The sequence below is a fragment of the Methylobacterium sp. R2-1 genome (assembly GCF_014191355.1).
GTDB lineage: Bacteria > Pseudomonadota > Alphaproteobacteria > Rhizobiales > Beijerinckiaceae > Methylobacterium.
The window spans coordinates 252,650-277,950 of the sequence record NZ_JACHWM010000001.1; the positions used below are offsets into that span (position 1 = coordinate 252,650).

The following is a 25,301-nucleotide window of genomic DNA, read 5'->3' on the forward strand; positions in this document are numbered from 1 at the left end:
TCTACGTCCCGAAGGAAGCTGATTGGCCTCCCTCGGCGCGGAGGCGGCTCGATTCCGGATCTCGCCTGCGAGCCGGTCGTTGGCGGCCTATAGCCGATCGTCCTGCGCCGCGTGAACCGCCTGAGTCTCCGGCGCATTGATTCTGCAACGCCCACAGGCGTTTTCGCACGATGGGCCATCATGGCTCCTGAGCCGCCTCCAAGGGCTCCTCCGTGCGTGACCGAGGAAGAAGCGGCCCGCGATCCCGCAGCGATGGCCGGATACGTGGAACTGGAACCCGTCTCGCACGTCTGACGCCGGAGCAACACGACGCGTTCCGGGCGGCGCTGCGTCGCTACTACAACTCGGACCGGAAGGGCTGACCCTAGGAGTTTTGCACCGCGTTCAGAGGGGGGATGTCAGTCGCGCGCCTGTGTCATTGGGCCAGTAGCGGCCAATTTCGAAACGTTCTATAGACCGGCCCAGGCTGCGCCGCGCGATCATTCAAGGGCGTCCAAACCGCCCCTCGCGCACCATCCTGAGTGTCATTCGCGGGCCTCCCGGCGCCGGGAGTTTCCCGAGGGCACTCGCTACCCGGGCACCCCCGGGGCGGCGCGCGCTCCTTGGAGCGCATCCGGCCGAACACCTCTCGTGGCGCAGGTTATGCCTGCTCCGTGTTCGCTAACGCCAGCTCAGGACGCGACTCGCCGTGGCATCGCTCGACAGTTTCAAGGCCCGCCAGACGCTTGAGGCAGGGGGCAAGACCTACACCTATTACTCGATTCTCGAGGCACAGAAGAACGGCTTGGCCAACGCGGCCGCGCTACCGTTCTCGATGAAGGTGATCCTCGAGAATCTTCTGCGCTTCGAGGACGATCGCTCGGTCCGTAAGGGCGACATCGAGGCCGCCGTCGCGTGGCTCGGCAACAAGGGCACGGCCGAGACCGAGATCGCCTTCCGCCCCTCCCGCGTACTGATGCAGGACTTCACCGGTGTTCCCGCCGTGGTCGACCTCGCGGCGATGCGTGACGCCATGGCCTCGCTCGGCGGCGACCCCCAGAAGATCAACCCGCTGGTGCCGGTCGATCTCGTCATCGACCACTCGGTGATCGTGGACGAGTTCGGGACCCCGAAAGCGCTCGGCGATAACGTCGCCCTCGAATACGCCCGCAACGGCGAACGCTACACCTTCCTGAAATGGGGTCAGTCGGCGTTCCGTAACTTCTCCGTCGTGCCCCCGGGCACCGGCATCTGCCATCAGGTGAACTTGGAATACCTGTCGCAGACGGTCTGGACCCGGACCGAGGACGGCACCGAGATCGCTTATCCGGACAGCCTCGTCGGCACCGATTCGCACACCACCATGGTCAATGGCCTTGCCGTGCTCGGTTGGGGCGTCGGCGGCATCGAGGCCGAGGCGGCCATGCTCGGTCAGCCGCTGTCGATGCTGATTCCGGAAGTCATCGGCTTCAGGCTATCGGGCAAGCTGCCCGAGGGCACCACCGCGACCGACCTCGTGCTCACCGTCACGCAGATGCTGCGCAAGAAGGGTGTGGTCGGCAAGTTCGTGGAGTTCTACGGCCCCGGCCTCGACGACATGCCGGTGGCCGACCGCGCGACCATCTCCAACATGGCGCCGGAATACGGCGCGACCTGCGGCTTCTTCCCGATCGACCAGAAGACTATCGACTTCCTGAAGGTCACCGGCCGGCAGGACGAGCGCATCGCCCTCGTTGAGGCCTACGCCAAGGCGCAGGGCATGTGGCGCGATGCGAAGACCCCCGATCCGGTCTTCACCGACACGCTCGAACTCGACATGGGCACCGTGCGCCCGTCGCTCGCCGGCCCGAAGCGTCCGCAGGACCGCGTGCTTCTCGACGCCGCCAAGCCCGGCTTTGCCGACGCCATGGAGAAGGAGTTCAAGAAGGCGGCCGACATCGCCAGCCGCTACCCGGTCGAAGGCACGAACTTCGACATCGGCCACGGCGACGTGGTGATCGCCGCGATCACGTCCTGCACCAACACCTCGAATCCGAGCGTGATGATCGGCGCCGGGCTGCTGGCCCGCAACGCGGTCGCAAAGGGACTCTCTTCGAAGCCGTGGGTGAAGACCTCGCTTGCCCCCGGATCTCAGGTCGTCGGCGAGTATCTCGAGAAGTCCGGTCTGCAGACGAGCCTCGACGCACTCGGCTTCAACCTCGTCGGCTTCGGCTGCACCACCTGCATCGGCAATTCCGGTCCACTTCCGGCTCCGATCTCAAAGGCGATCAACGACAACGATGTCGTCGCGGCGGCCGTCCTCTCGGGCAACCGCAACTTCGAGGGCCGCGTAAATCCGGATGTGCGGGCGAACTACCTCGCCTCGCCGCCGCTGGTCGTGGCCTACGCGCTGGCCGGATCGCTCCAGATCGACATCACCAGGGAGCCGCTCGGACAGGGCTCGGACGGCAAGCCGGTCTACCTGAAGGACATCTGGCCGTCGTCGGAGGAGGTGAACCGCTTCATCGAGGAGAACATCACCTCGGAGCTGTTCAAGAGCCGCTACGCCGACGTGTTCGGCGGCGACGAGAACTGGAAGGGGGTCGAAGTCACCGAGGCCGAGACCTTCGCCTGGGATGCCGGCTCCACCTATGTGCAGAATCCGCCCTATTTCGAGGGCATGACCAAGACGCCCGACCCGATCACCGATATCGAGGGGGCGCGCATCCTCGGCCTGTTCCTCGATTCAATCACGACCGACCACATCTCGCCGGCCGGCAACATCCGCGCGGCCTCGCCCGCCGGTGCGTACCTGCAGGAGCATCAGGTGCGGGTGCAGGACTTCAACCAGTACGGCACGCGCCGCGGCAACCACGAGGTGATGATGCGGGGCACCTTCGCCAACATCCGCATCAAGAACCAAATGGTGAGGGACGAGAGCGGCAATGTCGTCGAGGGCGGCTGGACCTTGCACCAGCCCGACGGCGAACGGATGTACATCTACGACGCTGCGCAGAAATACGCGGAGGAGGGTACGCCGCTGGTCGTCTTCGCCGGCAAGGAGTACGGCACCGGCTCGTCCCGAGACTGGGCGGCCAAGGGCACAAAACTACTCGGAGTGCGCGCCGTGATCGCAGAGAGCTTCGAGCGTATCCACCGCTCGAACCTCGTCGGCATGGGCGTGGTCCCGCTCGTCTTCCAGGGTGACACGTCCTGGCAGTCCCTCGGGCTGAAGGGCGACGAGACCGTGACGATCAAGGGCTTGGCCGGCGAGTTGAAGCCGCGCCAGACGCTGATAGCCGAAATCACTTCTGCGGACGGCTCGAAAAAGGAGGTCCCGCTGACCTGCCGGATCGATACGCTCGACGAGTTGGAATACTTCCGCAACGGCGGCATCCTGCCCTACGTGCTGCGGTCGCTGGCGGCGTAAACCCTGCCTCGGCTTGCACGATCTGAAAGCCTCTCCCGTAGGGAGGGGCTTTTTTGTTGATCGGCCGGCTGGGCTTGGAGCGAGGATGGGACGGCGGACGAAACGCATCCTCGTTGGCGTCGCAGCCGCGTTGCTGGTCGCGCTGACGCTTGTCGGCGTCTTCTGGCTCACGGCATGGTGGGCCTTGAAGCCGTCGCCTGCTTGGCGTCCGCCACTCGCCGCAGGGTTGCCTTCGGAATTTCGGGAGGCGGACCGCGTCTTCTCGGACCGCGTTCTGGGCACCTTTCCGGTCGGCTCGCCGGAAGCCGTCCTCGCCCGCGTGCTGGAAGCGCAGGGCTTCGAACGGCGCGATCACGAGGGCCGCCGCCGATCCAATTTCGTGCAGCAGAGCTTTCCCTGCCAGCTTGCCTGGAGCGTCGAATGGGACGCCGATGGTGACGGCAGGATCGCCCATATCGAGGCGCACTATCATGGCGTGTGCCTCTGAGACGCTGACGGATCGACCGCCCCGGCGTGCTTCGAGGCCGAGCTTGCACGGCGCCTCATGATGAGGAGCGAAGAGCCTTCCAAAGCAATCGGGGTTAACAGGCCATAAAGCGACCGCCGTCGCTCGACGCTTCATCGGCGCATCCGCTATTCCCTCTCCTTCGAACGCTCCGCCCGAGCGACGCGGCGGGCCGGCTGGAAAGTGATGCTCTATGATCCTGGAAATCGCGCAGGTCGACGTGAAGCCCGGCACGGAGGCGGAGTTCGAAGCCGGCATCGCCCGGGCTGCCGAGATCTTCCGTGCCGCCGCCGGGTGCCGTAGCTTCGTGGTGCGCCGCTCCATCGAGAAGCCGCAGCGCTACCGCCTGCTGATCGAGTGGGATACGCTGGAGGCGCACACCAAGGACTTCACCGGCTCCCAGGCCTGGAAGGACTACCGGGCGATGGTGTCTCCGTATTTCGAGGCTCCGCCTCACGTGGAGCACACCGAACTGACGCTGCAGGCGTTCTGAGCCCCAGCCGGAGCCCGGACAAAGAGGGAGAGACGGCCTCGTGAAGATGTACGGCAACTGGCGCTCGGCGGCGGCCTTCCGCGTGCGCATCGCCCTCAACCTCAAGGGCCTGGCCTATGAGGAAGTCTTCCTCGATCTCGACGCCGGCGATCAGTTCAAGGCCGACTTCCTCGCGATCAATCCGCAGGGGGCGGTGCCTGCCCTCTTCGACGGCGACGGGCCGCCGCTGACCCAGTCGCTGGCGATCCTCGATTATCTCGACGAGACCCATCCGCAGGTGCCACTGCTGCCCACCGACGCGCGGGCGCGGGCGCGGGCCCGCTCGCTGGCCCAGGTCGTCGCCTGCGACACCCATCCGCTCTACGTGCCGCGGGTGCGCACCTTCCTGATGGAGAATTACGGTCTGCCGCGTGAGCGGATGCTGGAGTTCCTCCGCAACGCCTTCACCACCGGTCTGAAGACGTTGGAGACGCGGCTCTCGAACGAGGTGGGGACCGGCCGCTTCTGCCAAGGTGATGCGGTGAGCCACGCCGATCTGTGCCTGATCAGCCTGTGGGTCGGGACCGGGATCTTCGGGATCGATACCGCTGCCTACCCGACGGTCAAGCGCATCGCCGACGAACTCCTCTCTCTCGACGCCGTCGCCCGAGCCCATCCGCTCCGTCAGCCCGGTGCCCCCGCGTCGTAAGGCAAAAAATTTTTACGACATAGCTGGGTTAGTGATGCTGGATTTGCGTCCCAGGCACGATGCGAACGTGTGGGCGCTTGCACGGTTGCTGATGTAAGATCATTCCAAACTGAAGCGCCGCCGTACGAGGCGGGCTGCGAGGCGAGTGGGGCGAGGATGGTTCTGAGCGAATCGGTCACGGATCTGCACAAGATTGTCGTGGTAGGGGGAGGGGCGGCCGGACTGGAACTGGTAACCAAGCTCGGCAACAAGTACGGCAAGCGCGGCAAGGCCCACGTCACCCTGGTGGATCGAGCGCGCACCCACATCTGGAAGCCTCTGCTGCACGAGGTCGCTGCCGGCTCCCTCGATGTCGGCCACCACGCGGTCGACTACCTGCACCACGCTCACGCCAACCACTTTCGCTACCGTATCGGCGAAATGACCGGCCTCGACCGTGAGAAGCGGGTGATTCATCTCGCTGCCAGTCGCGACAGCGAGGGGCGTGAGGTCACGCCCGTGCGTGCCATTGCCTATGACACGCTGATCATGGCTGTTGGCTCGACCACTAACGATTTCGGAACGCCGGGCGTGGCCGAGCACGCCATCGCCCTCGACACCAAGGAGCAGGCGCTGCGCTTCCACCAGCGCCTCGTCAACGGCATGCTGCGGGCCCACACCCAGGAGGGGCCGGTGCGCCCCGGCCAGCTCCATGTGACGGTGATCGGCGCGGGCGCGACCGGGACGGAGCTGGCGGCGGAGCTGCACCGGACCACCCGTGAAGTCGCCCGGACCGGCCTCGACCGGATCGATCCGGCCAAGGATCTCAAGATCACCCTCGTGGAGGCGGCCGACCGCATTCTGCCGGCGGTGCCACAGCGGTTGGCGGTCGAGGTGATGGGACAGCTCGCCAAGATCGGCGTCGAGGTGCGGGTGCAGGCCCGGGTCACCGAGGTGCGTGCCGACGGCGTCCAGCTCGCGGACGGCGGCTTCATCCCATCTGAACTCGTCGTCTGGGCCGCGGGCGTGAAGGGGCCGGCTTTCCTGAAGGATCTCGGTGGTCTGGAGAGCACCCGCAACAACCAGCTCGTCGTCACACCGACGCTGCAGACCTCCCGCGATCCGGACATCTTCGCCATCGGCGACTGCGCCTACCTCGTGGAGGAGGGCTCGCAGACGCCGATCCCGCCGCGAGCCCAGGCCGCTCACCAGCAGGCTTCACACCTCTACGGGCAGATGGCCAACCGCCTCGCGGGCCGGCCGCTCAAGCCGTTCAAGTACCGCGACTTCGGCTCACTCGTCTCGCTCGGCGAGTACACGGCCGTCGGTAACCTGATGGGCTTCATCCAGGGGAAGAACATGTTCATCGCCGGTCTTTTCGCCCGGCTGATGTACCGCTCGCTCTACAAGATGCACGAGACGGCCGTGAACGGCTGGTGGAAGACGAGCCTCGATGCCCTGGCCCGGGCGCTCACCCGGCGCACCGAGCCGCGGGTAAAGCTACACTGACGGAAGACCCGGCTTGAACCGGGGCGCAGGTGCGTCATGTTCCCCTTCCGCCGGCCCGGAGATGAGGCCGGCGGAAGGAGACGCCATGATCCTCGTCAGCGTGATGTATCCGAGCGGCGCCGGCACCCGGTTCGACATGGACTACTATCTTAAGAAGCACATGCCGCTGGTCAGCGAGCGCTGGACCTCCAAGGGCTTGCATGACTACACGGTCGTGAAGGGGATCGGCACGCCGGATGGTGGTACGCCGCCCTATCAGGTCGTGGCGCTGCTGCGCTTCGAATCCGCCGACGCGTTCAAGTCGGCAGCAGCCGCGGACGGTCCGGAGATCTTCGGCGATATCCCGAACTTCACCGACACTCAGCCGGCAGTTCAGCTCAGCGACTTTGCGGCGTCGGAAGTGAAAGGCTGATGATCGACATCATCAAGCAGATCCAGGAAGCCAATCCGGCGCTCGGCACGACGATCATCGTGCTGCGCTCCGATTCGCGGGCGCTCGCCGATCCGGCGACGCTGACGCCGGAGGCGAAGGCGTGGCTCGATGCGAACGCGCCCGGGGCGCGTCTGTCGCAGGAGACCGTGATGCTCGCACCTTATCCCGGCGGTGCCCCGACGGAACGCACCGTCACGGTGCTCGCCTTCTCCGACGCACGTCACCTGGCCGCCTTCGCCACGACGTGGACTGGCGACCCGACGCTTGATGACGACGAGGCCGCCTGATCGCGGCCGGGGCCGCGCCTGCCCAATCGGCAGGGGCGGCCTCATCGGTGCGGCCTCATCGGTTTGGTTTGAACAAGGGCCTCTGGCTCAAGCCGCCTCGATGATCTCGGCGGCGGCCTTGGCCATGTCCTTCATCGCCGTGTTCGCGGCCTGATAGGCCGGCGTTCCGACATCCCAGTTGTTCTGGGTGATCGCCTTGACCATGCGCTCGGCCTCGTCATGGGCGGTGGCCTCGGCCTTCAGGAACGTTTCCGCCGCGTGCCGGCGTGTCGGATCGGCGGTGAGAGCCTGCACAGCCTGCCGGGCTGCGCGGTTGCGAAGCACCGCGGCGGCCGGATCGGCCGGCGCGGCGCCGAGCAGAATGGTCGCGAGGCCCCGCTTCCACAGGCCGAGATCGGCGGGCAGACGCACCAGCTCGTAGAGGTCGAGCCCACTCGCATCGGCCAGTGACGTCTGCGCCAGGGTTTCGGCCTTCACGAGGCGCTTCGTGATGCTGTCGATCTCGGTGCGGGTCTTGGCCGCCTTTGCGGCGATGTTCTGAACGCTGCTCGAAATCTCTGCCGTCGCACTGCTCTGCTGGGTGATGGCCGCGGCCAGCGCCGCATTCATCTCGCTCGTCCGTGCGATCCGCTCGGCCGCTCCTTCGACGCGGCTGCCGAGGCTGTCGACCACGGAGCTGCCGGTCGAGACGGCCGATCGGCTCTCCTCGACGGCGCGGGCAATCTGGCTCATCTCGCCCTGAAGCGTATGAAGCCAGGTGCGGATCTGCTCGGTCGAACGGGCCGTCTGCCCGGAAAGCGATTTCACCTCGGCCGCGACGACCGAAAAGCCGCGACCTGCCTCGCCGGCACGAGCGGCTTCGATAGTGGCGTTGAGTGCGAGAAGATTGGTTTGGCTGGAGATCGTGGCGATGGTGCCCGCCATAGTACCGATCTCGGCGATGGCATTTTGGAGAAGCTGAAGGCGCTCGTCGATCTGGTGCGTGCGGTCACGAATCGCATTCATGGCCGAGCGGGCATTGCTCACGTCGGACATGCAGGCGGCCATGGCGTCACGCGCCTCGGCGGCACTTGAGCCAGCCGCCTCGGAGGTTTCCGCGACCTCGGCGATGGAGGCGCCCATCTCTTCGATGGCGCTCGCGATGGTCTGCGTCGCCTGCGCGACCTCGCCGACGTCGTAGGTCGTCCAGCCGATATTGATCGCCCCTTCGGAGGCTTCCTTTGCGATAGCGGCGATGTTCGCCCGCTCCGTGCGCAGATCCTTGCGCTGCGCCTGCTCGAGCTTGCTGAGGGCAGCACCCACGGCGCTTCCCGGCACCGCGGCGGCGTCGAGGCCGGCGCGATCCGTCAAGCGCTTGAGCGCGTCGATCAGGCGCACCTCGTCGGATGGTCCGGCGCTCGACGCATCGGACACAGCAGGCATGGACGGTCCGGCAGCGCGGCCGAGCTTGAGAGACAGCATGGCGTTTAGGGCCCCCAATTCTTTTTTCCCGCTTATGGTCAAGAGGCCTGCCCAGGACAGTCTCGCTTGACGGCAGTCGCTTTGCCTTCCGTCAACTTGCGGTTGGACAAGAAACTCTTCGTGGCGGTGTCGCAGATAATGATCTGAGGCGAGTTAACAGCGGATTGAGACGCTCGTTGAGGTGTTCTTTGAGCGTCGGTGCATACAGCCAAGTGATAGCGTCGGATCGACGGCTACATTTCGCGCTTTGGCTCCTGTGCGCATCGGCATCATGAGACGCCGTTGTGCGGTTGCAGCAAGAGATTTGCGTCGCAAAAACGTTATGCTCAGTCTCAGCATATCTGGACAAGGCGCGGCACGCCGCCTAAGTTAGACGGCACAATGCTCATTTTGAGCATAAAGGAGACCGCGATGTCCGAGGCAGGATCCGCCCTTCGCGACCCGGCCGGACGGGCCTTCCCACTGCCCGACCTCTACGATCGCGTGAGCCGTCACGTGCCTGCCATCGAGTGGCCGGCCCTCGCGCCCGACATCGAGGCGATCCTGCGCCTGAAACGCGAGCGGAACGCGGTGGTTCTGGCCCATAACTATCAGGCGCCCGAAATCTTCCACACGGTGGCGGACATCGTCGGCGACAGCCTCGCGCTGGCCCGCGAGGCAGCGCGCGTCGACGCGGACGTGATCGTGCTGGCCGGCGTCCACTTCATGGCCGAGACCGCAAAGCTCCTGAACCCCGGCAAGACCGTGCTGATGCCGGATATGGCCGCCGGCTGCTCGCTCGCCGATTCGATCACCGCCGCCGACGTGCGGGCCTTGCGCGCGAGATATCCGGGCGTGCCGGTTGTGACCTACGTCAATACCTCCGCCGCCGTGAAGGCCGAATCGGACGTGTGCTGCACCTCGGGCAACGCCGCCGATGTCGTGCGCGCGCTCGGGGTGCCACGGGTTCTGATGATTCCGGACGAGTTCCTGGCCCGCAACGTCCAGCAACAGGTTCCCGAGGTCGAGATGCTGACCTGGGCCGGCCACTGCGAGGTGCACGAACGCTTCACCCCGGCCGACATCGCCGACGTGCGCGAAAGCTATCCCGGCATCACCGTCATCGCCCACCCGGAATGCCCGCCAGAGGTGGTCGAGGCCTCGGACTTTTCGGGATCGACGGCGATGATGATGAACTACGTAACCGAGAAGCGGCCCTCCCAGGTCGTGCTCGTGACCGAGTGCTCGATGGCCGACAACATCGCGGTGGCCAATCCCGACATCGAGTTCATCAAGCCCTGCAATCTCTGCCCGCACATGAAGCGGATCTCCTTACGCAATATCCGCCAGTCGCTGGAGACGATGACGCACGAGATCACCGTCGAGGAAGGGCTGGCCGAGCGGGCTCGTCGTGCCGTCGAGCGGATGCTCGCGGTCAAGCCGACCCAGACCGTCTCACCGAGACAGGCCGCCTGATGAGCATCTTTGCTCGGAGTCCCGCCGACCGGGTGATCGTGGTCGGCGCCGGGGTGGCGGGGCTTGCCACCGCGCTGCGGCTCGCGCCGCGGCCGGTCACCCTCATCACCGCCGCGCCCCTCGGGGCCGGCACCGCCACGGGTTGGGCGCAGGGCGGCATCGCCGCCGCGATGGCCGCCGACGATGCGCCGTCGCTGCACGCGGACGACACGCTCGCCGCGGGCGCCGGACTCACCGAACCGGACGTGGCGCTCCGCGTCGCGGAGGCAGGGCCGGGCGTGATCGACTGGCTCGTCACTCTTGGTACCGGTTTCGACCGGGAGGCGGACGGAGCGCTGGCGCTCGGATTGGAGGCGGCCCACAGTCGCCGCCGCATCGTGCGGGCACGGGGCGACTCGACCGGCCGCGCCGTGCTCGACGCCCTGGTGCGCGCGTCTCAGGCGACGCCTTCGATCGAGATCCTCGTCGCCGGGCTCCACGGCCTGATGCAGGATGCCGATGGTCGCGTGTGCGGCGTCGTGTGTGAGCGCGACGGTGTCGCGTTCCGCCTGCCGGCCCGCGCTGTGGTGTTGGCGACCGGCGGCGTCGGCGCGCTCTACGCCTCCACCACCAATCCGCGCGGTGCCCTCGGGCGCGGCCTGCTCGCCGCCGCGCGGGCCGGCGCTGCGCTGCGCGACCTCGAATTCGTGCAGTTCCACCCGACCGCCATCGCCGCCGGCCGCGATCCGATGCCGCTCGCGACCGAGGCGCTTCGGGGCGAGGGCGCAAGGCTGATCGACGAGTTCGGCGCTCCCGTGATGGCCGGAATCGAGGGCGGCGACCTCGCCCCGCGCGACGTAGTGGCCCGCGGCATCTTCCAGGCGCTCGGGCGCGGCCGCACCGTCTCTCTCGATACCCGCGGCCGACTCGGCGCGCGCATGTCTCAGCGCTTCCCCACGGTCGCCGCGCTCTGCGCCGAGGCCGGGATCGATCCGGCGGTGCAGGCGATCCCGGTTCGCCCGGCGGCGCACTATCACATGGGCGGCATCCTCGTGGACGAGGTCGGTCGCAGCACCGTCCCGGGCCTCTGGGCTTGCGGCGAGGTTTCATCGACCGGATTGCACGGCGCGAACCGCCTTGCCAGCAATTCGCTCCTCGAAGCCTTGGCCTTCGCGCCCCGCATCGCCGAGTCGATCGGTGACGCGCCGACCCTTGCGAGCATGGATCGCCCGGTGCCTCTGCCCGAGATCCGGCCGGAAGACGCGGCGGTGCTTTCCGACATTCGTGGCATCATGGAACGGGATGTCGGCGTGGTGCGCGATGAGGCGGGCCTGTTGCAGGCCGTCGCTCACCTCACCGATCTGTCGGAGCGTGGCAGCGATGCGGCCGCCACCGGCCTGATGATCGCCCGGGCCGCGCTGGACCGGCGCGAGAGCCGCGGCGCTCACTGGCGCAGCGACTATCCGGGCCAGCTTCCGGCCCGGCATTCCGTGGTCACGCCCGCCGCGGCTTCCGCGCTTCAGGAACTCACCGATGCCTGACGATGTCCTGCTGCCGCTGCCGCGCCTCCTCGTGGAGCCGGTGGTGCGGGCGGCCCTTCTCGAAGATCTCGGCCGGGCCGGCGACATCACCACGGATGCCATCGTCCCGGCGGGTGAGCGCATGGAAGCGGTCATCGCCTCGCGTCAGGACGGCGTGATCGCCGGGACCGACGCCGCTGCCATCGCCTTCGAGCTGATCGACCCGAGCCTCTCCGTTTCGGTCGAGCGGCCCGATGGAACCCGCGTCGCGCCGGGCGATACGGTGATCCGCCTCTCCGGCCCGGCCCGCGCCGTGCTGACCGCCGAGCGGGTCGCCCTCAACCTGCTCTGCCGCCTGAGCGGCGTCGCCACGGCGACGGCTTCCCTGGTCGAGGCGGCGCGCCCGCACGGGAAGGCGCGGATCGTCTGCACCCGCAAGACGACGCCGGGTCTGCGAGCGCTGGAGAAACACGCGGTGCGGGCCGGTGGCGGCTCGAATCACCGCTTCGGCCTCGACGACGCGGTGCTGATCAAGGACAATCACGTCGCGGTCGCGGGCGGCATCATTCCGGCCATCGAGCGGGCACGGGCGAGGACCGGTCACCTCGTCAAGATCGAGGTCGAAGTCGATACCCTGGCCCAACTTGAGGAGGCGCTCTCGGTCGGCGCCGACGCGGTACTCCTCGACAATATGAGTCCGGACACCCTGCGGCGGGCCGTGGCCATGGTCGATGGACGCGCCGTCACCGAAGCCTCGGGCCGGATCAACCGGGAGACGGTCGGGGCGGTCGCCGCGTCAGGCGTCGACCTGATCTCCGTCGGCTGGATTACCCACAGCTCGGCGATCATCGATCTGGGACTCGACGCGGCGTAGCGGCCGTCAGGGCTAGAAGCCATCCTTCCGCATCCGGTAGCGGCGGAATGACTGCCCGTTCCGCTTCACCGTTTCCTCAACGACAACGCGAAAGCCGGCCGCTTCGAAGAACGGCCGGGCGGTCAGGCTCGCTTCGGTTTGTAGGGTGCTGACACCGTGGGCCGTGGCGGTCGCCTCGACGGCCTGGATCAGCGCCCGCGCGACGCCCTGGCGTCCATGCGCCGGACGCACGTAGAGCATATCGAGATGGCCGCAGGGTTCGAGATCCGCGAACCCGGCGGCCTCCCCATCGATCCACGCGACCCAGCAACATCCCGCTTGTCGTCCGGCCGCCCAGGTGACTCGATCGACCTGCGACCACGCTTCGATCTGCGCCGGCATGTAATCGGCCGCGGCGGTCTCGCGGATGGCGGAATGGTAGATTCCGATCACAGCATCCAAGTCGGCCGGGCTATAGGGGCGGACGGCCACCCGGCCCGCGAGCGGCACCTCTCGCTCGGTTCCGTCCATCGACGATAATCCTTGCTCGTAAGGCCAAGCTGCCACAGTGTGGCCACGCGGTCACGAGGGCGGCGGAAGCGTTACCGCACTGCAGTTCAAGCTTGGCTTTAGACGGCGAGCGTTTACGCCTTGGCGAGGGTCCGCACGGCATCGTGCGGCGGTTCATTCACCGCGTCCCCTATTCTTCGCCTGCCCCGAGAGGCCCTGATGCGCCGTTTCGTCGTTGCCCTGGGCGGGCTTGCCTGCGCGGCGGTCGCGCTTGCAAGCCCCGCTGCTGCCTATGAGATCGACCCGCTCACCCGTCAGCCGCTGACCGAAGTCCTAACGGTGCGCGTGCGCCCGCAGAACGCGGCCCTGCCGGCCGATATCCCGGGCTCTCCGGGCTCGGCCGCCGACCCGCTCGCTTCGACCGTGCCGCAGATGACGGCGATCCCGCGCGAAACCGTCCCCTATACCGGACCGTACGCGCCCGGCACCATCGTCGTCTCGACTGCGGAGCGCCGCCTCTACTTCATCCAGCCCGGCGGCGAGGCCCTGCGCTACGGCGTCGGCGTCGGCCGGCCCGGCTTCACCTGGGGCGGCTCCCAGACCGTGACGATGAAGCGCGAATGGCCCGATTGGCGCCCGCCGTCCGAGATGCTGCGCCGGCGCCCCGATCTGCCGCGCTACATGAAGGGTGGCATCGAGAACCCGCTCGGCGCCCGCGCCATGTATCTCGGCAACACGATCTACCGCATCCACGGCTCCAACGAGCCGGAGACGATCGGCACCGCCGTCTCCTCGGGTTGCATCCGCATGACCAACGAGGATGTGACGGACCTCTACAGCCGCGTGAAAGTCGGCGCCCGGGTCGTCGTCCAGCGCTGATCGCCCATCTACTGCGCAACGAGAAAAGGCCGGCAGCAATGCCGGCCTTTTTTCTTTTGCTCGGCTCGAAGCAGCCCTGCGTCAGCCGATCAGGAGCAGGCTGAGCACGACGGCAGCGGCGCCGCCGGCGATGGCAAGACCGAGAATGACGACGCTGCTGAGTTGATCGACGGTGTTCACATCCTGACCGATGCGGTGCTGACTGTCAGTGGCCGCCATGCGCTGCTTCCTGTTAATGCGGTTGATCTCGCACGCCAACGGCGACGCAAGCGGATGGTTCAATTCCAGGCCGTCGCAGCCCCGCGTCCGACTCAGGACGCCCCGATCGAGCGGAACCTGCATCCGCCGAGCCGGTTGGCCCCGCTCAACAGGGAGGACAGCGATGGTCGATGCAAGCCAGATCCGTGAGCACGCCACCGTCGTCGGTTCGGACGGCGGCCATGTCGGTACGGTCGATCACGTCGCGAAGGGCGAGATCAAGCTGACGAAGAACGATTCCGAAGCGGGCGGGCTTCATCACTATATCCCCCTCGACTTCGTCATCGCCGTCGAGGGCGATCAAGTCCGGCTCAACCGGAGCGCGGACGAGGTGAAGAAGGAATGGAGCACGTCGGGCGCCGCGTGACCTGCGCGAGACGTTGATTCCCGCCGTCTCCCGAATGGTTCGGCGGAGACTTCATCCCGATCCCGATAGGCCCCCGGCGACGCCGTGCTGCGGCGGGCGATCCATGTATGGAGATTGATGTGACGGCACAGAGTGATCGGCCCCAATCGGAGACCGAGCCGAAGCCGGTCGGCGATCCGCCGCCCGCACCCCGGCCGCCGGCCGGAGATCCTCCGGCACCTCGGCCGGACGCGATTCCCGACGAGGATCTCGACGAGGTTGAGGAACAGCCGAGCTGACATATCCTGCGGGTCGTCCCGGAGGCGACCCGCACCGGTCTGAGAAACTCAGTGGCAGCCGCAGCTTCCGCTTCCGCAGCCACCGCCGCTCGCCTTCGCCGGAGCGCTGGCGACGCGGTCTCGCGAGAGGCCACGCTCCTCCAATTCACGCAGATAGGTCGACCAGCGGTTCCGGTACTCGCGGCCGAGGTCGAACAGGTAATCCCAACCGTAGATGCCAGTGTCGTGCATGTCGTCGAAGAACAGCTTCACGGCATAGTTGCCGACCGGCTCGACCGACAGGATCGCGACGTCGCGTTTGCCGCCCAGCACCTTGCGCTCCGCCGGAGAATGGCCTTGAACCTCCGCGGAAGGACTCGACACGCGCAAGTACTCGGCGGGCAGTTCGAAGCGGCCGCCCCCGTCGAAAGCGACGGTAAGAATACGCTTGTCGCCGGACAGGCGAATTTCCGTGGGCCAGCGCTCACTCATGATGGTCCGTTCCACGCTCTCATGCCGGCGTTGCGCTCGTGCGCTTGCCGGAAAATGCCACCGCCCTCATATGGATGGCGATGTTGGATCTGTCAGCCGACAAAACCGCCAGTCACCGGAACGAGTCGAGTTCAGAGGCGCGCATGTGGGGTCCCGCCGAAGACGCGCCTGCGCTTGTGCGCCCTGCGCCCCTGATCGACCCGTTCCAGCGGGCCATCACCTATCTGCGCATCTCGGTCACGGATCGCTGCGATTTCCGCTGTGCCTATTGCATGGCGGAGGACATGCAGTTCTTGCCCAAGCGCGATCTGCTGACGCTTGAAGAACTCGACCGACTCTGCGGCGTCTTCATCGACCGCGGTGTGCGCAAGTTGCGGATCACCGGCGGCGAGCCGCTGGTTCGCCGCGACATCATGCACCTGTTCCGCCGGCTCTCGCGTCACCTGACGAGCGGCGTACTCGACGAGCTGACGCTGACAACCAACGGCTCGCAGCTTGCCCGCTTCGCACCCGAACTCGCCGATCTCGGCGTGCGCCGGATCAATGTTTCGCTCGATACGCTCGACCCCCAAAAATTCCGGGAGATCACCCGACGCGGCGACCTGTCGGTGGTGCTGGCCGGCATCGAGGCGGCTCGGGCTGCCGGCATCAAGGTCAAGATCAACGCGGTGGCGCTCAAGGGCGTCAACGAGGACGAGATCGCCGACATGATCGTCTGGGCCCACGGCCTCGGCATGGACATGACGCTGATCGAGGTGATGCCGCTCGGCGAGATCGAGGGCGATCGCACCGACCAGTTCCTGCCTCTCTCGGTCGCCCGTGAACGTCTGGAGCAGCGCTTCACCCTGACCCCGCTGCCTGACCGCACCGGCGGCCCTGCCCGCTACGTGCGGATCGAGGAGACCGGCGGACGGCTCGGCTTCATCACGCCGCTGACGCATAATTTCTGCGAGAGCTGCAACCGGGTGCGCCTGACCTGCACCGGCAAGCTCTACATGTGCCTCGGCCAGGAGGACGCGGCGGATCTGCGGGCGGCGCTACGCGCCTCGCCCGACGACGCGCTGGTAACGCAGGCGGTGGTGGAAGCGATCTCCCGCAAGCCCAAGGGCCACGACTTCGTCATCGAGCGCGCCCGCCCGGCGGCCGTGCCGCGGCACATGAGCGTGACCGGCGGCTGACCCGCCTCAGCCGGCGACCGGGATCAGGGTGTCGCGGATCTCCGGCGTCGCGAGCCAGCTCTGGACGCGGTCGCAGTGTCCGGCGATCTTCGGCGTGTGCGCGTAGATCGCCAGCGATCCTTCCACCATCGCCCGCAGCTCAAGGCAGCGGGCGGCATCCACCAGGAAGTTCAGTCCGCCGAGCGGCGGCTTGAAGGTGCTGCTGCCGGTGACGCCCAGCCGTGCCGCGATCTCCGGATAGACCGGCCAGACGCTCCCGCTCAGCGGGTCGGGCAGGTAATCCTCGCAGGCCGCCGTCCGGGCCGGGATCTCGGCGCGGTGGAGCGCGTCGCGGGCGAGATCCGCGAGCACGAACAGCTTTGGATGGTTGATCGTGTGCATGAAGCAGCCGCGGCGCATCCATCCGGCGAACAGCCGGTCGAGGTTGCAGCCGTGCGCGTGGCTCATCGCCAGCAGCGCGTCGCGATTGGCAAACCAGCCGTCGAGATAGCCGACGCGAGAACACCTCGGCCCGAAACAGCGAGACGATCTCGTCGCCGGAGAAGCCGCGGGCGAAGCCGTAGACGATCAGCGCCGAGTGGTAGTCGCCCATCGGCGAACCGAACAGACCGCCCTTGTGGCCGATATAGACGATGTCCGGGTGGAAGGCCGGGAAGACGATTGTCGGGACGGGCACGACGAACCGGGCGGCCTCAAAGATCCGCGCATGTGTCACGTCGCCGAACGGTCCCGCCTCGAAGGGGAAGCATACGGTCAGCTCGGCGTCCGTCACGGCCTCGAGCAGCCGCCGAGGGCTTGAGTCGAACTGCGAGAAGGTCGCCGGCTCTACCGACGCGACCTCAGCATCCGGCGCAAGGAACCCCAGGCACCCCGCAAGGACGGCGACTTGGCAATTGTTGCCGACGACGACGATTCGCCTAGCCACGGCCGCGTGCCTCCCGCCGCCAGCAATTCCTCGTCGCAGACCACCGCCGCCTGTCGAGCGAACTCGCGGCGCGCCTCGTGCAGGCTGCGGCTGGAGGCGGGGAGGGCATCGTGGTCCCCGCCCTCAGTGAGATGGCGGAAGAAGACCCGCATGACATGATCGACACCGTCCTTGCTGACGGACCTGAGATCGCTCTCGAGATAGCGGAAGGCACCCTCGGGCGAGGTGATGATCTCGTAGGAGGGGAAGTACAGGGTGTCGCCGCGGGTATCGGCAAGGCGCTGGGCCGCGACCCGCAGCACTGCCTTGCTGTGTACGGTCGATTGCAGCACGTGGCGCCCCTCGTAGGTCGCGACCAGCGGCACGGGCGAGACCGTCAGGATCAGGCGTGCCCGCCGGTTGACCGCTTTCAGGGCGTCGGCGAAGGCGGAAAGGTCCGCGATCACCTCTTCGACCGGCTGGTTTCGGAAGGCGTAGACCTCCGGATCGAAAGTGCCGGCGGCGACCCCCGGACAGAGCGGAAAGGCCGCGCCGTCAGCCTTTGCCTGCCAGCCCTCCGTGAGGCCGAGGGTGAAGACGAAGACGTCGAGGTCCTCGAACAGCCGCCGCACATGGGTGAAGTGCTCTTGCCGCTCCGCCTCGACGGCTTTCGGGCTGGCGAAGCCCGCAGGCTCGATGCGCGGCCGGAACGGGTCGGCGAAGCGCCCATCGGGTCGCTCCCAGACCGTATCGGCGGGGGTGAAGCGGCCGTAGGCGCGCTCGATGAGCTGCAGGAGCTGGCGCGCGGTGTAGACGTTGCCGTAGCGCGCCGAGAACAGGCGGTAGCCGCGGGCACGGGCCTCATCCGGTACCACGCCCTCGGGTGCGTCTTCCGTGACCAGGTAATGGTAGCCGCTCGCCTGGAGCCTGTCGGCGATGTGCTGTGCAAAGCAGCTTCCCGCCGTCGCAATCCGAGTCGCCCGAGTCAGGCGAAAGCCCTCACGGACCGGCGGACCGGCCATCGGGTCGAGGGCGAACAGGGGCAGCGAGCCGACGGAGCGATCCCAGAAGGCGTGGTCGGCAAGACCGGAATAAGGATTTCGGGTGCGGTCCTGCATCGGCGGGCGGACCCTAGCCGACCGGATAACCTGCGGCAACGGCCATCCCCAGGGCTGAGCTGCGTGGCATTTTGAATGTCGTGCGCTCGGGGCTAGAGCACAGGATCAGACGATCCGATACCGGAGACACCAATCCCATGGCGAAAGTCGCGTTCCTGGGCCTCGGCGTGATGGGCTCGCCGATGGCGGGGCACCTCGCGAAGAAGGGCCACGACGTTACCGTCTTCAACCGCACCGGCGCCAAGGCCGAGGCTTGGGTGGCCGCCCATGGCGGCAGAGCCGCCGCGACGCCGCGCGAGGCGGCGGCCGGATGCGCCATCGTCTTTGCCTGCGTCGGTAACGACGACGACCTGCGCTCGGTGGTGCTCGGCGAGGACGGCGCCTTCGCCGGCATGGAGAAGGGCGCGGTCTTCGTCGATCACACCACCGCCTCCGCCGAGGTTGCACGCGAACTCTCCGCCGCTGCCGACGTGGCCGGGCTCCGCTTCATCGATGCGCCGGTCTCCGGCGGTCAGGCGGGCGCGGAGAACGGGGTGCTCACCGTCATGTGCGGCGGCGAGGAGGCGACCTATGCCGAGGTCGAGCCCGTCATCATGGCCTATGCCAAGTCGTGCCGCCTGCTCGGGCCTTCGGGCTCCGGCCAGCTCACCAAGATGGTCAACCAGATCGCCATTGCCGGGCTGGTCCAGGGACTGTCCGAGGCGATCCACTTCGGCAAGCGCGCTGGACTCGATGTGGAGGCGGTGCTCGACGTGATCTCGAAGGGCGCGGCCGGCTCCTGGCAGATGGAGAATCGCGGCCGGACCATGAACGCGGATAAATTCGACTTCGGCTTCGCCGTCGAGTGGATGCGAAAGGATCTCGGCATCCTGCTCGCCGAGTCCCGCCGCAACGGCGCCCGGCTTCCGGTGACGGCCCTGGTCGATCAGTTCTACGCCGAGGTCGAGGCCATGGGCGGCAAGCGCTGGGACACCTCGTCCCTCATCGCCCGGCTGGAGCGCTGAGCCGTCGTTCCACCAAGGACCACGCCGCCTCCGGCGTGGTCCAGTGCCAGTCCCCGCCCATCTGGTGGCGGAACCACGTGAACTGGCGCTTGGCGTAGCGGCGGGTGTCGCCCTGGCCGCGCTGGATCGCCCCGTCACGGGAGATGGTCCCGTCGAGATAGGCGATCAGCCCCGGCACGCCGTGGGCGCGCATCACCGGGAGCAGGGGGTCGAGGCGCCGCTCCCGCAGCGCGGCGACCTCATTGAGGGCGCCGTGCTCCATCATTGTCACGAAGCGCGTGTCGATGCGGTGGCGCAGGGACTCGCGCTCGGCGGCGAGGAAGATCTTCAGGAGCGGCTTTCCCGCAAGCGGACCCGGCTCGCGGGATTCGTGGAAAGAGCCGATGGAACGGCCGGTCGCCTCGAACATTTCGAGGGCCCGCATGACCCGCATCCGGTCCGACGGCCGCAGGCGCCGCGCGCTCTCGGGGTCGCGCAACGCGAGCGCAGCGTGGAGCGTCTCGGTCGGCTGTCCCTCCGCCTCCGCCCGGATTTTCGCCCGGACGCCCTCCGGCACCGTGGGCAGGTCCGAGATGCCCTCATCGAGGGAGCGGAAATACAGGCCGGTGCCGCCGACGAAGATCGGCAGGGTTCCCGTTCCGAGTTCCGAGAGGATCGCTGCGGCCTGCCGCTGGAAGTGACCGACGGAAAAATTCACCGTGCCGTCCACGCTGCCGTAGAGACGATGGGGCGCGAGCGCCTCTTCCTCCGGGGTCGGCCGGGCCGAGAGCACGCGCAGGTCGGCATAGACCTGCATCGAATCGGTATTGATCACCGTGCCGTCGAAGGCGCGTGCGATCCGTAGTCCGAGCGCCGACTTGCCCGAGGCGGTGGGCCCTGCAATGAGGATGGCGGCCGGGCGCCCCGTTTCCTGCCCGTCCGAACTCCGCACGGCTACTCTCCATGACTCTCGTCGCGACGCTGATAGCAAACCCGGCCCGGCCCGCCATCACTGACGCGGTGCTCGCCGAGGCGCGCCGGGTGATGCGGACGGAGCATCAGCCGCGGATTCTCCACGGCGAGGTCGCGGCCGAACTCTTGGTTCCGGGTACACCGGACGAGGTTCCGACGCTTACGCAAGCCCTGCGCGGAGCGCTCGGCTCCGAGCCGATCGACGTGGCCGTGCTCCCCCACGATCAGCACCGCCGAAAGCGGCTGTTCCTGGCCGACATGGACTCGACCATGATCGAGCAGGAATGCATCGACGAACTCGCCGACGTCATCGGCATCAAGGATCGGGTGGCGGCGATCACCGAACGGGCCATGCGCGGCGAGATCGCGTTCGAGCCGGCCCTGCGGGAGCGGGTCGGCTTGCTGAAGGGCCTAACCGCCAGCATCATCGACGGTGTGATCCGCGACGCGATCCGCTTGACGCCGGGCGGCGCCACCCTCGTCGCGACGATGCGGTCGCATGGCGCCTTCACCTGCCTCGTTTCCGGCGGCTTCACCTTGTTCACCGGTCCCATCGGTGCCCGCCTCGGCTTCGACGAGACGCGCGCCAACCGCCTCGACGTGGCGGACGGGCACCTGACAGGCCAAGTCGTCGAACCCATCGTCGGGGCAGAGACCAAGCGGGCGAGCCTCATCGAACTGCGCGAGCGGCTGGGCCTGAGCGCTGCGGACACGATCGCCGTGGGCGATGGCGCGAACGATCTGCCGATGCTCGCCGAGGCCGGACTCGGCGTCGCCTTCCGCGCCAAACCGAAGGTGGCGCAGGCCGCGCGGGTGCGCATCGAGCACGGCGACCTGACGGCGCTGCTCTACCTGCAGGGTTTCTCCGCGGCGGAGTTCGCCGCCTAAGTCGCCGATACGCTGGCGCGCTGTTCCTGCTACGAAAGCAGCTGGCGTAGCCCGCCCTTCGCCCCGGAGCAGCGGGGAGAAGGGCGAGCGTGGGCTCTATGGCCTCGGACGCGCTGGCTTACTCCAGACCGATCGCCACGAAGCGCACGTCGCCACTGGCGCTCGCTACGAGCAGCAGTACCGACTTGCGACCTTCTTTCTTGAGCGCCTCGATCCGTTTCGTCACGTCGGCCGGGTTCGACACGGCCTCCTGGCCGACCTCGACGATGACCTCGCCCGGCTGAATGCGCTTGTCCGCGGCGGTCGAGTCCGGATCGACCTTGGTGACGACCACGCCGTTCTTGACGCTCTCCTTGATGCCGTAGCGGCGGCGGGCCTCGTCGTTGAGACCGGACAGGTTGAGGCCGAGGATCTGGCGATTGACCGATTCCGCCTCCGGCTGCTTGAGGTTGGCGACCTGGGCCTTCTCGCCGTCCTCAAGGCGACCGAGCAGGACTGACTTCGTCTGCTCCTCGCCCTTGCGCACGATCTGGACATCCACGGTCTTGCCGACCGGCGTCGTGGCGACGATGCGGGGCAGCTCGCTCGACGACTTCACCGGCACACCGTTGAACTTGACGATGACGTCGCCGACTTCGAGACCCGCAGTCTTCGCAGGGCCCTTCTCATCGACGCCGGCCACCAGCGCGCCCTTGGCACCGCCCTTCAGGCCGAGCGCCTCGGCGGTGGCCTCATCGACGTTCTGGATGCGCACGCCGAGCCAGCCGCGGCGCACCTCGCCGAACTGCCGCAACTGATCGACGACTTGGCTTGCCGTTGCCGAGGGCACCGCAAAGCCGATGCCGACCGAGCCGCCCGAAGGCGAGAGGATTGCGGTGTTGATGCCGATCACCTCGCCGTCCATGTTGAACAGCGGACCGCCCGAGTTGCCCTTGTTGATGGCCGCATCGGTCTGAATGTAGTTATCGTAGGGGCCCGACTCGATGTTGCGACCTCGGGCCGAGACGATACCGGCAGAGACGGAGCCGCCAAGTCCGAACGGGTTGCCGATCGCCATCACCCAATCGCCCGGACGCATCTTGTCGGAATCGCCGAACGGCACGGCCTTGAGCGGACGGTCGGCCGTGGGCTTCACCCGGAGCAGGGCGAGATCGATCTTCGAATCCTTGCCGATGATCTCCGCCTTCAGCTTGGTGCCGTCGTGCAGGATGACCTGAATGTCGTTGGCGTCGCCGATGACGTGGTTGTTCGTCACCACGATGCCCGATGCATCGATGATGAAGCCGGAGCCGAGCGAGTTCGACTTGCGCGTGGGCGAGCGCGGGCCGTCCTCGTCACCCTTCGGAGCGCCCTGGCCGCGCCGCTTGAAGAATTCCTCGAAGAGATCCTCGAACGGCGTTCCTTGCGGCAATTGCGGCATGGTCCGGCCGCCGCGGTTGCTCGCCTCGACCGTCGTCGAGGCCGAGATGTTCACCACCGCATCCGTCACCTTTTCGGCGAGGTCGGCGAGCGATTCCGGGCCGCGGGCGAAGGCAGGGAGCGGCAGGATGGTGACCGTGACACTCACGCTCAGCACCGCGGCGGCGAGGGCCGACGAGGCGCGCCGGGCAAGAGACGGCGTTCGGCCCCGTACGGCATTCGCGGCGAGTCTCATGGACGTTTCCTCAAGCTCCGAGAGTGCCTGGTTCAGGCCAGCTCATAAATTTCGCGGCCGGCACCCCGATCAAGGGCGCCGGCCGGATTGGTCACATCGGTCGCAGGTCGCTCAGCGCGCGGCGCCGGTGGTCGCATCGCTGCTGGTGCCGCCGCCTGAAGCCGACGGCCCGGCAGCGCTGTTGCGTGCACCCTGCGGGCGGCGCCCCTGCGGATCGTTGAAGTAGCGGAAGAAGTCCGAGTTCGGGCTCACCACGAGCCGCGTGTCCTGACCCTTGAGCGCCTGCTCGTAGGCTTGCATCGAGCGGTAGAACGCGAAGAAGTCCGCGTCCTGCCCGAAGGCCTCGGCGAGGATGCGGTTCTTGTCCGCGTCGCCCTGGCCGCGCAGCTCTTCCTGCTTCTGGTTGGCCTCGGCCAGGATCACGACGACGTCGCGGTCGGCCCTGGCGCGGATCAAGGTCGCCGCCTGATCGCCGTTGGCGCGGATATCGGTCGCCTCCTTCTTCCGCTCGGAGGTCATGCGGTCATAGACCGCCTGACTGTTCTTCGAGGGCAGGTCGACGCGGGTCATGCGCAGATCGACGATCTCGATGCCGAGACCCTTGGCCTGCCGGTTCACATCTTCCTGAATCGTGTTCATCAACTCGGAGCGCTCGGTCCGGACGATGGCATCACGGCTGGTCCGGGCCAGCACGTTACGGAGTGCCGAGTTGGTGAAGCTCGCCAGGCGCTGGTTCGCCAGCGCGATCGTCCCGACCGACTGGTAGAACTTGAGCGGGTCGACGATGCGGTAGCGGGCGAACGCGTCCACTTCGAGGTTCTGCCGGTCGGCGGTGAGCAGGGGCTGCACCGGCAGATCGAGATCGAGCACCCGCTTGTCGAACAGCACGACGCTGTCAGTGAAGGGCACCTTGAAGTAGAGGCCGGGCTTGTTCTGGCCGACCGGGTTCAGTACGTCGCGCACGCGGCCAAGCTGGAGCACCAGAGCCTGCTGCATCTGCCCCACGGTGAAGACCGAGGCGTAGAGCCCGATCGCCACGACGGCGGCGACGAGGATCAGGCCGGTCCGGATTGCTGGATTGTTCATCGGCTGATCGCTCCGTTCGCCTGCGTCCGGCCGCTGTCGAGCAGAGGCAGTACGGGGAGCACGCCCGCGGCGCTGGCACCGCCGGCGACGCCACCGTTCTGATCGATGATGACCTTGTTCACGGAGCCGAGCACTCTCTCCATCGTTTCCAGGAAGATCCGCTCGCGGATCACCTCGGGCGCAACCTTGTAGGAATCGTAGACCTGGCGGAAGCGGGACGCCTGACCGGTCGCCTCGGCCGTCGCCTGCGACCGATAGGCCTCGGCTCCCTGGATGACCTTGCTCGCATTGCCTCGGGCATCGGGCACCACGCGGCTGGCGTAGGTCTCGGCCTCGTTACGCACCTGTTGGGCGTATTGCTGCGCCGCGTTCACATCGATGAAGGCGGGCCGCACTTCCGGGGGAGGCGTGACGCTGGTGAGCTGAACGACCTCGATGCGGACGCCCGCGCCGTACTCGTCGAGGGCACTCTGAACGATCTCCTTGACCTCCTGAGCAATGCTCGATTGCTCGTTGGTCAAGATCGCCTGGATGTTGCGACGGCCGATCACTTCGCGCATCGCGCTCTCGGAAATCGCCTTGATGGTCCCCTCCGGATTGGCGAGGTTGAAGACGTAGTCCTCCGCCTTGAGCGGATTGACGCGCCACTGCACCTCGAAATCGATGTCGACGATGTTCTCGTCACCGGTGAGCATCAGGCTCTCTTCCGGCACGTCGCGCTGACGCGTGGTGCTGCCGGTGCTGATGTAGCCGATCGGAATCGAGTTCACGATGCCGACGTTGGGCTTCTGCACGGAGCCGATCGGGTAGGGGAAGTTGTAGCGCAGGCCCTCGCCGGACTGGCCGGTATAGCGCCCGAAGATCGTGTTGATGCCGACCTCGTTGGGCTTCACGATGTAGAAGCCGGTCAGCAGCCACGCGCCGAGCACGAGGCCAGCCGCCACGAGGATTCCCTTGCCGCCGCCGAAGCCTCCGCCCGGCATCACGCCGCGGAGCCGATCCTGGCCGCGCCGGAGCAGATCCTCGAGATCGGGGGGCGTCTTGCCGCCGCCCCCGCCACCCCAGGGACCGCCGCCATTGCCGCCGCCGGGACGGCCCCAGGGGCCACCTCCGCCGCCGCTCTGATTGCTCCAAGGCATTCTCGACGTGAACTCCTGCTGAAGCCGGCCCCCGCGGATGCGGTGACCTTGCCCTAAAACTCGATC

The 25,301-nt window shown here is 67.3% G+C and carries 25 protein-coding genes and 1 pseudogene; 16 read left to right on the forward strand and 10 right to left on the reverse strand.

The features are described from left to right. The first annotated feature begins 688 nt into the window (after positions 1 to 688). The 7 genes from acnA (at position 689) to FHU13_RS01415 (ending at position 7,282) form a co-directional block, all read left to right on the forward strand. On the forward strand, positions 689 to 3,388 hold the full coding sequence (gene acnA, locus FHU13_RS01385) for an aconitate hydratase AcnA (RefSeq protein ID WP_183434066.1): 2,700 nt from the start codon (positions 689 to 691) through the stop codon (positions 3,386 to 3,388). Between the two features lie 85 nt (positions 3,389 to 3,473). Further along, entirely contained in the window at positions 3,474 to 3,875 is a 402-nt protein-coding gene (locus FHU13_RS01390) for a hypothetical protein (protein ID WP_183434067.1), read from the forward strand. Between the two features lie 211 nt (positions 3,876 to 4,086). Further along, on the forward strand, positions 4,087 to 4,386 hold the full coding sequence (locus tag FHU13_RS01395; protein WP_183434068.1) for an antibiotic biosynthesis monooxygenase family protein: 300 nt from the start codon (positions 4,087 to 4,089) through the stop codon (positions 4,384 to 4,386). Between the two features lie 40 nt (positions 4,387 to 4,426). Continuing rightward, positions 4,427 to 5,074 carry a maleylacetoacetate isomerase gene (gene maiA, locus FHU13_RS01400; protein WP_183434069.1) on the forward strand — a complete coding sequence of 216 codons (648 nt, stop codon included), beginning with the start codon at positions 4,427 to 4,429 and terminating at the stop codon, positions 5,072 to 5,074. A 156-nt stretch (positions 5,075 to 5,230) separates the two neighbouring features. Next, on the forward strand, positions 5,231 to 6,562 hold the full coding sequence (locus FHU13_RS01405) for an NAD(P)/FAD-dependent oxidoreductase (RefSeq protein ID WP_183434070.1): 1,332 nt from the start codon (positions 5,231 to 5,233) through the stop codon (positions 6,560 to 6,562). Positions 6,563 to 6,647: 85 nt separating this feature from the next. Then, on the forward strand, positions 6,648 to 6,974 hold the full coding sequence (locus FHU13_RS01410) for an EthD family reductase (RefSeq protein ID WP_183434071.1): 327 nt from the start codon (positions 6,648 to 6,650) through the stop codon (positions 6,972 to 6,974). Beyond that, entirely contained in the window at positions 6,974 to 7,282 is a 309-nt protein-coding gene (locus FHU13_RS01415) for a hypothetical protein (protein ID WP_183434072.1), read from the forward strand. The genes FHU13_RS01410 and FHU13_RS01415 overlap by 1 nt, the downstream gene beginning before the upstream one ends. Positions 7,283 to 7,369: 87 nt before the next feature. Here the strand turns inward: FHU13_RS01415 and FHU13_RS01420 are convergent, their stop codons facing one another. After that, positions 7,370 to 8,743 carry a methyl-accepting chemotaxis protein gene (locus tag FHU13_RS01420; protein WP_183434073.1) on the reverse strand — a complete coding sequence of 458 codons (1,374 nt, stop codon included), beginning with the start codon at positions 8,741 to 8,743 and terminating at the stop codon, positions 7,370 to 7,372. Positions 8,744 to 9,154: 411 nt separating this feature from the next. On the opposite strand from FHU13_RS01420, the gene nadA reads away from it, so the two are divergent. The 3 genes from nadA to nadC are packed head-to-tail and all read left to right on the forward strand — an operon-like array spanning position 9,155 to position 12,571. Next, the gene (gene nadA / locus FHU13_RS01425) at positions 9,155 to 10,198 is read left to right on the forward strand and encodes a quinolinate synthase NadA (RefSeq protein ID WP_183434074.1); all 1,044 of its coding nucleotides are present in this window, start codon (positions 9,155 to 9,157) and stop codon (positions 10,196 to 10,198) included. Then, positions 10,198 to 11,718 (forward strand): L-aspartate oxidase, encoded by a 1,521-nt coding sequence (locus tag FHU13_RS01430; protein WP_183434075.1) that lies wholly within the window; start codon positions 10,198 to 10,200, stop codon positions 11,716 to 11,718. Before nadA ends, FHU13_RS01430 begins: the two co-directional genes overlap by 1 nt. Continuing rightward, positions 11,711 to 12,571 carry a carboxylating nicotinate-nucleotide diphosphorylase gene (gene nadC / locus FHU13_RS01435; protein ID WP_183434076.1) on the forward strand — a complete coding sequence of 287 codons (861 nt, stop codon included), beginning with the start codon at positions 11,711 to 11,713 and terminating at the stop codon, positions 12,569 to 12,571. Before FHU13_RS01430 ends, nadC begins: the two co-directional genes overlap by 8 nt. A gap of 12 nt (positions 12,572 to 12,583) precedes the next feature. On the opposite strand, the gene FHU13_RS01440 is transcribed toward nadC, so the two are convergent. Further along, positions 12,584 to 13,081 (reverse strand): GNAT family N-acetyltransferase, encoded by a 498-nt coding sequence (locus FHU13_RS01440; protein ID WP_183434077.1) that lies wholly within the window; start codon positions 13,079 to 13,081, stop codon positions 12,584 to 12,586. A gap of 198 nt (positions 13,082 to 13,279) precedes the next feature. Here FHU13_RS01440 and FHU13_RS01445 point away from each other — a divergent pair, with 198 nt between their 5' ends. Next, on the forward strand, positions 13,280 to 13,939 hold the full coding sequence (locus tag FHU13_RS01445) for a L,D-transpeptidase (RefSeq protein WP_183434078.1): 660 nt from the start codon (positions 13,280 to 13,282) through the stop codon (positions 13,937 to 13,939). Positions 13,940 to 14,020: 81 nt separating this feature from the next. Here the strand turns inward: FHU13_RS01445 and FHU13_RS01450 are convergent, their stop codons facing one another. Continuing rightward, positions 14,021 to 14,281 carry a hypothetical protein gene (locus tag FHU13_RS01450; RefSeq protein WP_183434309.1) on the reverse strand — a complete coding sequence of 87 codons (261 nt, stop codon included), beginning with the start codon at positions 14,279 to 14,281 and terminating at the stop codon, positions 14,021 to 14,023. Positions 14,282 to 14,321: 40 nt separating this feature from the next. Between FHU13_RS01450 and FHU13_RS01455 the strand changes: the two genes are divergently transcribed. Together FHU13_RS01455 and FHU13_RS01460 are read left to right on the forward strand one after the other, a co-directional pair. Further along, positions 14,322 to 14,564, forward strand: coding sequence for a DUF2171 domain-containing protein (locus FHU13_RS01455; protein WP_183434079.1), 243 nt, complete (start codon positions 14,322 to 14,324; stop codon positions 14,562 to 14,564). Positions 14,565 to 14,683: 119 nt separating this feature from the next. Next, positions 14,684 to 14,842 carry a hypothetical protein gene (locus FHU13_RS01460; RefSeq protein WP_183434080.1) on the forward strand — a complete coding sequence of 53 codons (159 nt, stop codon included), beginning with the start codon at positions 14,684 to 14,686 and terminating at the stop codon, positions 14,840 to 14,842. 48 nt (positions 14,843 to 14,890) lie between these two features. Here the strand turns inward: FHU13_RS01460 and FHU13_RS01465 are convergent, their stop codons facing one another. Continuing rightward, positions 14,891 to 15,313 (reverse strand): gamma-butyrobetaine hydroxylase-like domain-containing protein, encoded by a 423-nt coding sequence (locus FHU13_RS01465; protein WP_183434293.1) that lies wholly within the window; start codon positions 15,311 to 15,313, stop codon positions 14,891 to 14,893. A 143-nt stretch (positions 15,314 to 15,456) separates the two neighbouring features. Between FHU13_RS01465 and moaA the strand changes: the two genes are divergently transcribed. Beyond that, positions 15,457 to 16,491: a GTP 3',8-cyclase MoaA gene (moaA, locus tag FHU13_RS01470; RefSeq protein ID WP_183434081.1), complete on the forward strand. Its 1,035-nt coding sequence runs from the start codon at positions 15,457 to 15,459 to the stop codon at positions 16,489 to 16,491. Between the two features lie 6 nt (positions 16,492 to 16,497). Here moaA and FHU13_RS28500 read toward each other — a convergent pair. Both FHU13_RS28500 and FHU13_RS01480 read right to left on the reverse strand, forming a co-directional pair. Next, positions 16,498 to 17,416, reverse strand: a pseudogene (locus FHU13_RS28500) (WcbI family polysaccharide biosynthesis putative acetyltransferase). Then, entirely contained in the window at positions 17,317 to 18,513 is a 1,197-nt protein-coding gene (locus tag FHU13_RS01480) for a GSCFA domain-containing protein (RefSeq protein ID WP_183434082.1), read from the reverse strand. Before FHU13_RS01480 ends, FHU13_RS28500 begins: the two are co-directional and overlap by 100 nt. A gap of 137 nt (positions 18,514 to 18,650) precedes the next feature. Here FHU13_RS01480 and FHU13_RS01485 point away from each other — a divergent pair, with 137 nt between their 5' ends. Continuing rightward, the gene (locus tag FHU13_RS01485) at positions 18,651 to 19,517 is read left to right on the forward strand and encodes an NAD(P)-dependent oxidoreductase (RefSeq protein ID WP_183434083.1); all 867 of its coding nucleotides are present in this window, start codon (positions 18,651 to 18,653) and stop codon (positions 19,515 to 19,517) included. Here FHU13_RS01485 and miaA read toward each other — a convergent pair. Continuing rightward, positions 19,495 to 20,448 carry a tRNA (adenosine(37)-N6)-dimethylallyltransferase MiaA gene (gene miaA / locus FHU13_RS01490; protein WP_183434084.1) on the reverse strand — a complete coding sequence of 318 codons (954 nt, stop codon included), beginning with the start codon at positions 20,446 to 20,448 and terminating at the stop codon, positions 19,495 to 19,497. The genes FHU13_RS01485 and miaA overlap by 23 nt on opposite strands. An 11-nt stretch (positions 20,449 to 20,459) precedes the next feature. Here miaA and serB point away from each other — a divergent pair, with 11 nt between their 5' ends. Continuing rightward, positions 20,460 to 21,356, forward strand: coding sequence for a phosphoserine phosphatase SerB (serB, locus tag FHU13_RS01495; protein ID WP_183434085.1), 897 nt, complete (start codon positions 20,460 to 20,462; stop codon positions 21,354 to 21,356). 118 nt (positions 21,357 to 21,474) lie between these two features. Here serB and FHU13_RS01500 read toward each other — a convergent pair whose 3' ends face one another. From FHU13_RS01500 to hflK, 3 genes are all read right to left on the reverse strand, one after another. Further along, positions 21,475 to 23,010 carry a DegQ family serine endoprotease gene (locus FHU13_RS01500; RefSeq protein ID WP_183434086.1) on the reverse strand — a complete coding sequence of 512 codons (1,536 nt, stop codon included), beginning with the start codon at positions 23,008 to 23,010 and terminating at the stop codon, positions 21,475 to 21,477. Positions 23,011 to 23,121: 111 nt separating this feature from the next. Continuing rightward, the gene (gene hflC / locus FHU13_RS01505; RefSeq protein WP_183434087.1) at positions 23,122 to 24,096 is read right to left on the reverse strand and encodes a protease modulator HflC; all 975 of its coding nucleotides are present in this window, start codon (positions 24,094 to 24,096) and stop codon (positions 23,122 to 23,124) included. Then, the gene (hflK, locus tag FHU13_RS01510; RefSeq protein WP_183434088.1) at positions 24,093 to 25,235 is read right to left on the reverse strand and encodes an FtsH protease activity modulator HflK; all 1,143 of its coding nucleotides are present in this window, start codon (positions 25,233 to 25,235) and stop codon (positions 24,093 to 24,095) included. The genes hflC and hflK overlap by 4 nt, the downstream gene beginning before the upstream one ends. Positions 25,236 to 25,301: the final 66 nt, after the last annotated feature.

Bases quoted from the DNA above. Each gene is read 5' to 3' on its own strand.
- FHU13_RS01390 (WP_183434067.1), top strand. From the start codon at position 3,474: ATGGGACGGCGGACGAAACGCATCCTCGTTGGCGTCGCAGCCGCGTTG.
- FHU13_RS01395 (WP_183434068.1), top strand. From the start codon at position 4,087: ATGATCCTGGAAATCGCGCAGGTCGACGTGAAGCCCGGCACGGAGGCG.
- FHU13_RS01405 (WP_183434070.1), top strand. From the start codon at position 5,231: ATGGTTCTGAGCGAATCGGTCACGGATCTGCACAAGATTGTCGTGGTA.
- FHU13_RS01410 (WP_183434071.1), top strand. From the start codon at position 6,648: ATGATCCTCGTCAGCGTGATGTATCCGAGCGGCGCCGGCACCCGGTTC.
- FHU13_RS01415 (WP_183434072.1), top strand. From the start codon at position 6,974: ATGATCGACATCATCAAGCAGATCCAGGAAGCCAATCCGGCGCTCGGC.
- FHU13_RS01420 (WP_183434073.1), bottom strand. From the start codon at position 8,743: ATGCTGTCTCTCAAGCTCGGCCGCGCTGCCGGACCGTCCATGCCTGCT.
- nadA (WP_183434074.1), top strand. From the start codon at position 9,155: ATGTCCGAGGCAGGATCCGCCCTTCGCGACCCGGCCGGACGGGCCTTC.
- FHU13_RS01430 (WP_183434075.1), top strand. From the start codon at position 10,198: ATGAGCATCTTTGCTCGGAGTCCCGCCGACCGGGTGATCGTGGTCGGC.
- nadC (WP_183434076.1), top strand. From the start codon at position 11,711: ATGCCTGACGATGTCCTGCTGCCGCTGCCGCGCCTCCTCGTGGAGCCG.
- FHU13_RS01440 (WP_183434077.1), bottom strand. From the start codon at position 13,081: ATGGACGGAACCGAGCGAGAGGTGCCGCTCGCGGGCCGGGTGGCCGTC.
- FHU13_RS01445 (WP_183434078.1), top strand. From the start codon at position 13,280: ATGCGCCGTTTCGTCGTTGCCCTGGGCGGGCTTGCCTGCGCGGCGGTC.
- FHU13_RS01450 (WP_183434309.1), bottom strand. From the start codon at position 14,281: ATGCAGGTTCCGCTCGATCGGGGCGTCCTGAGTCGGACGCGGGGCTGC.
- FHU13_RS01455 (WP_183434079.1), top strand. From the start codon at position 14,322: ATGGTCGATGCAAGCCAGATCCGTGAGCACGCCACCGTCGTCGGTTCG.
- FHU13_RS01465 (WP_183434293.1), bottom strand. From the start codon at position 15,313: ATGAGTGAGCGCTGGCCCACGGAAATTCGCCTGTCCGGCGACAAGCGT.
- moaA (WP_183434081.1), top strand. From the start codon at position 15,457: ATGTGGGGTCCCGCCGAAGACGCGCCTGCGCTTGTGCGCCCTGCGCCC.
- FHU13_RS01480 (WP_183434082.1), bottom strand. From the start codon at position 18,513: ATGCAGGACCGCACCCGAAATCCTTATTCCGGTCTTGCCGACCACGCC.
- FHU13_RS01485 (WP_183434083.1), top strand. From the start codon at position 18,651: ATGGCGAAAGTCGCGTTCCTGGGCCTCGGCGTGATGGGCTCGCCGATG.
- serB (WP_183434085.1), top strand. From the start codon at position 20,460: ATGACTCTCGTCGCGACGCTGATAGCAAACCCGGCCCGGCCCGCCATC.
- FHU13_RS01500 (WP_183434086.1), bottom strand. From the start codon at position 23,010: ATGAGACTCGCCGCGAATGCCGTACGGGGCCGAACGCCGTCTCTTGCC.
- hflC (WP_183434087.1), bottom strand. From the start codon at position 24,096: ATGAACAATCCAGCAATCCGGACCGGCCTGATCCTCGTCGCCGCCGTC.
- hflK (WP_183434088.1), bottom strand. From the start codon at position 25,235: ATGCCTTGGAGCAATCAGAGCGGCGGCGGAGGTGGCCCCTGGGGCCGT.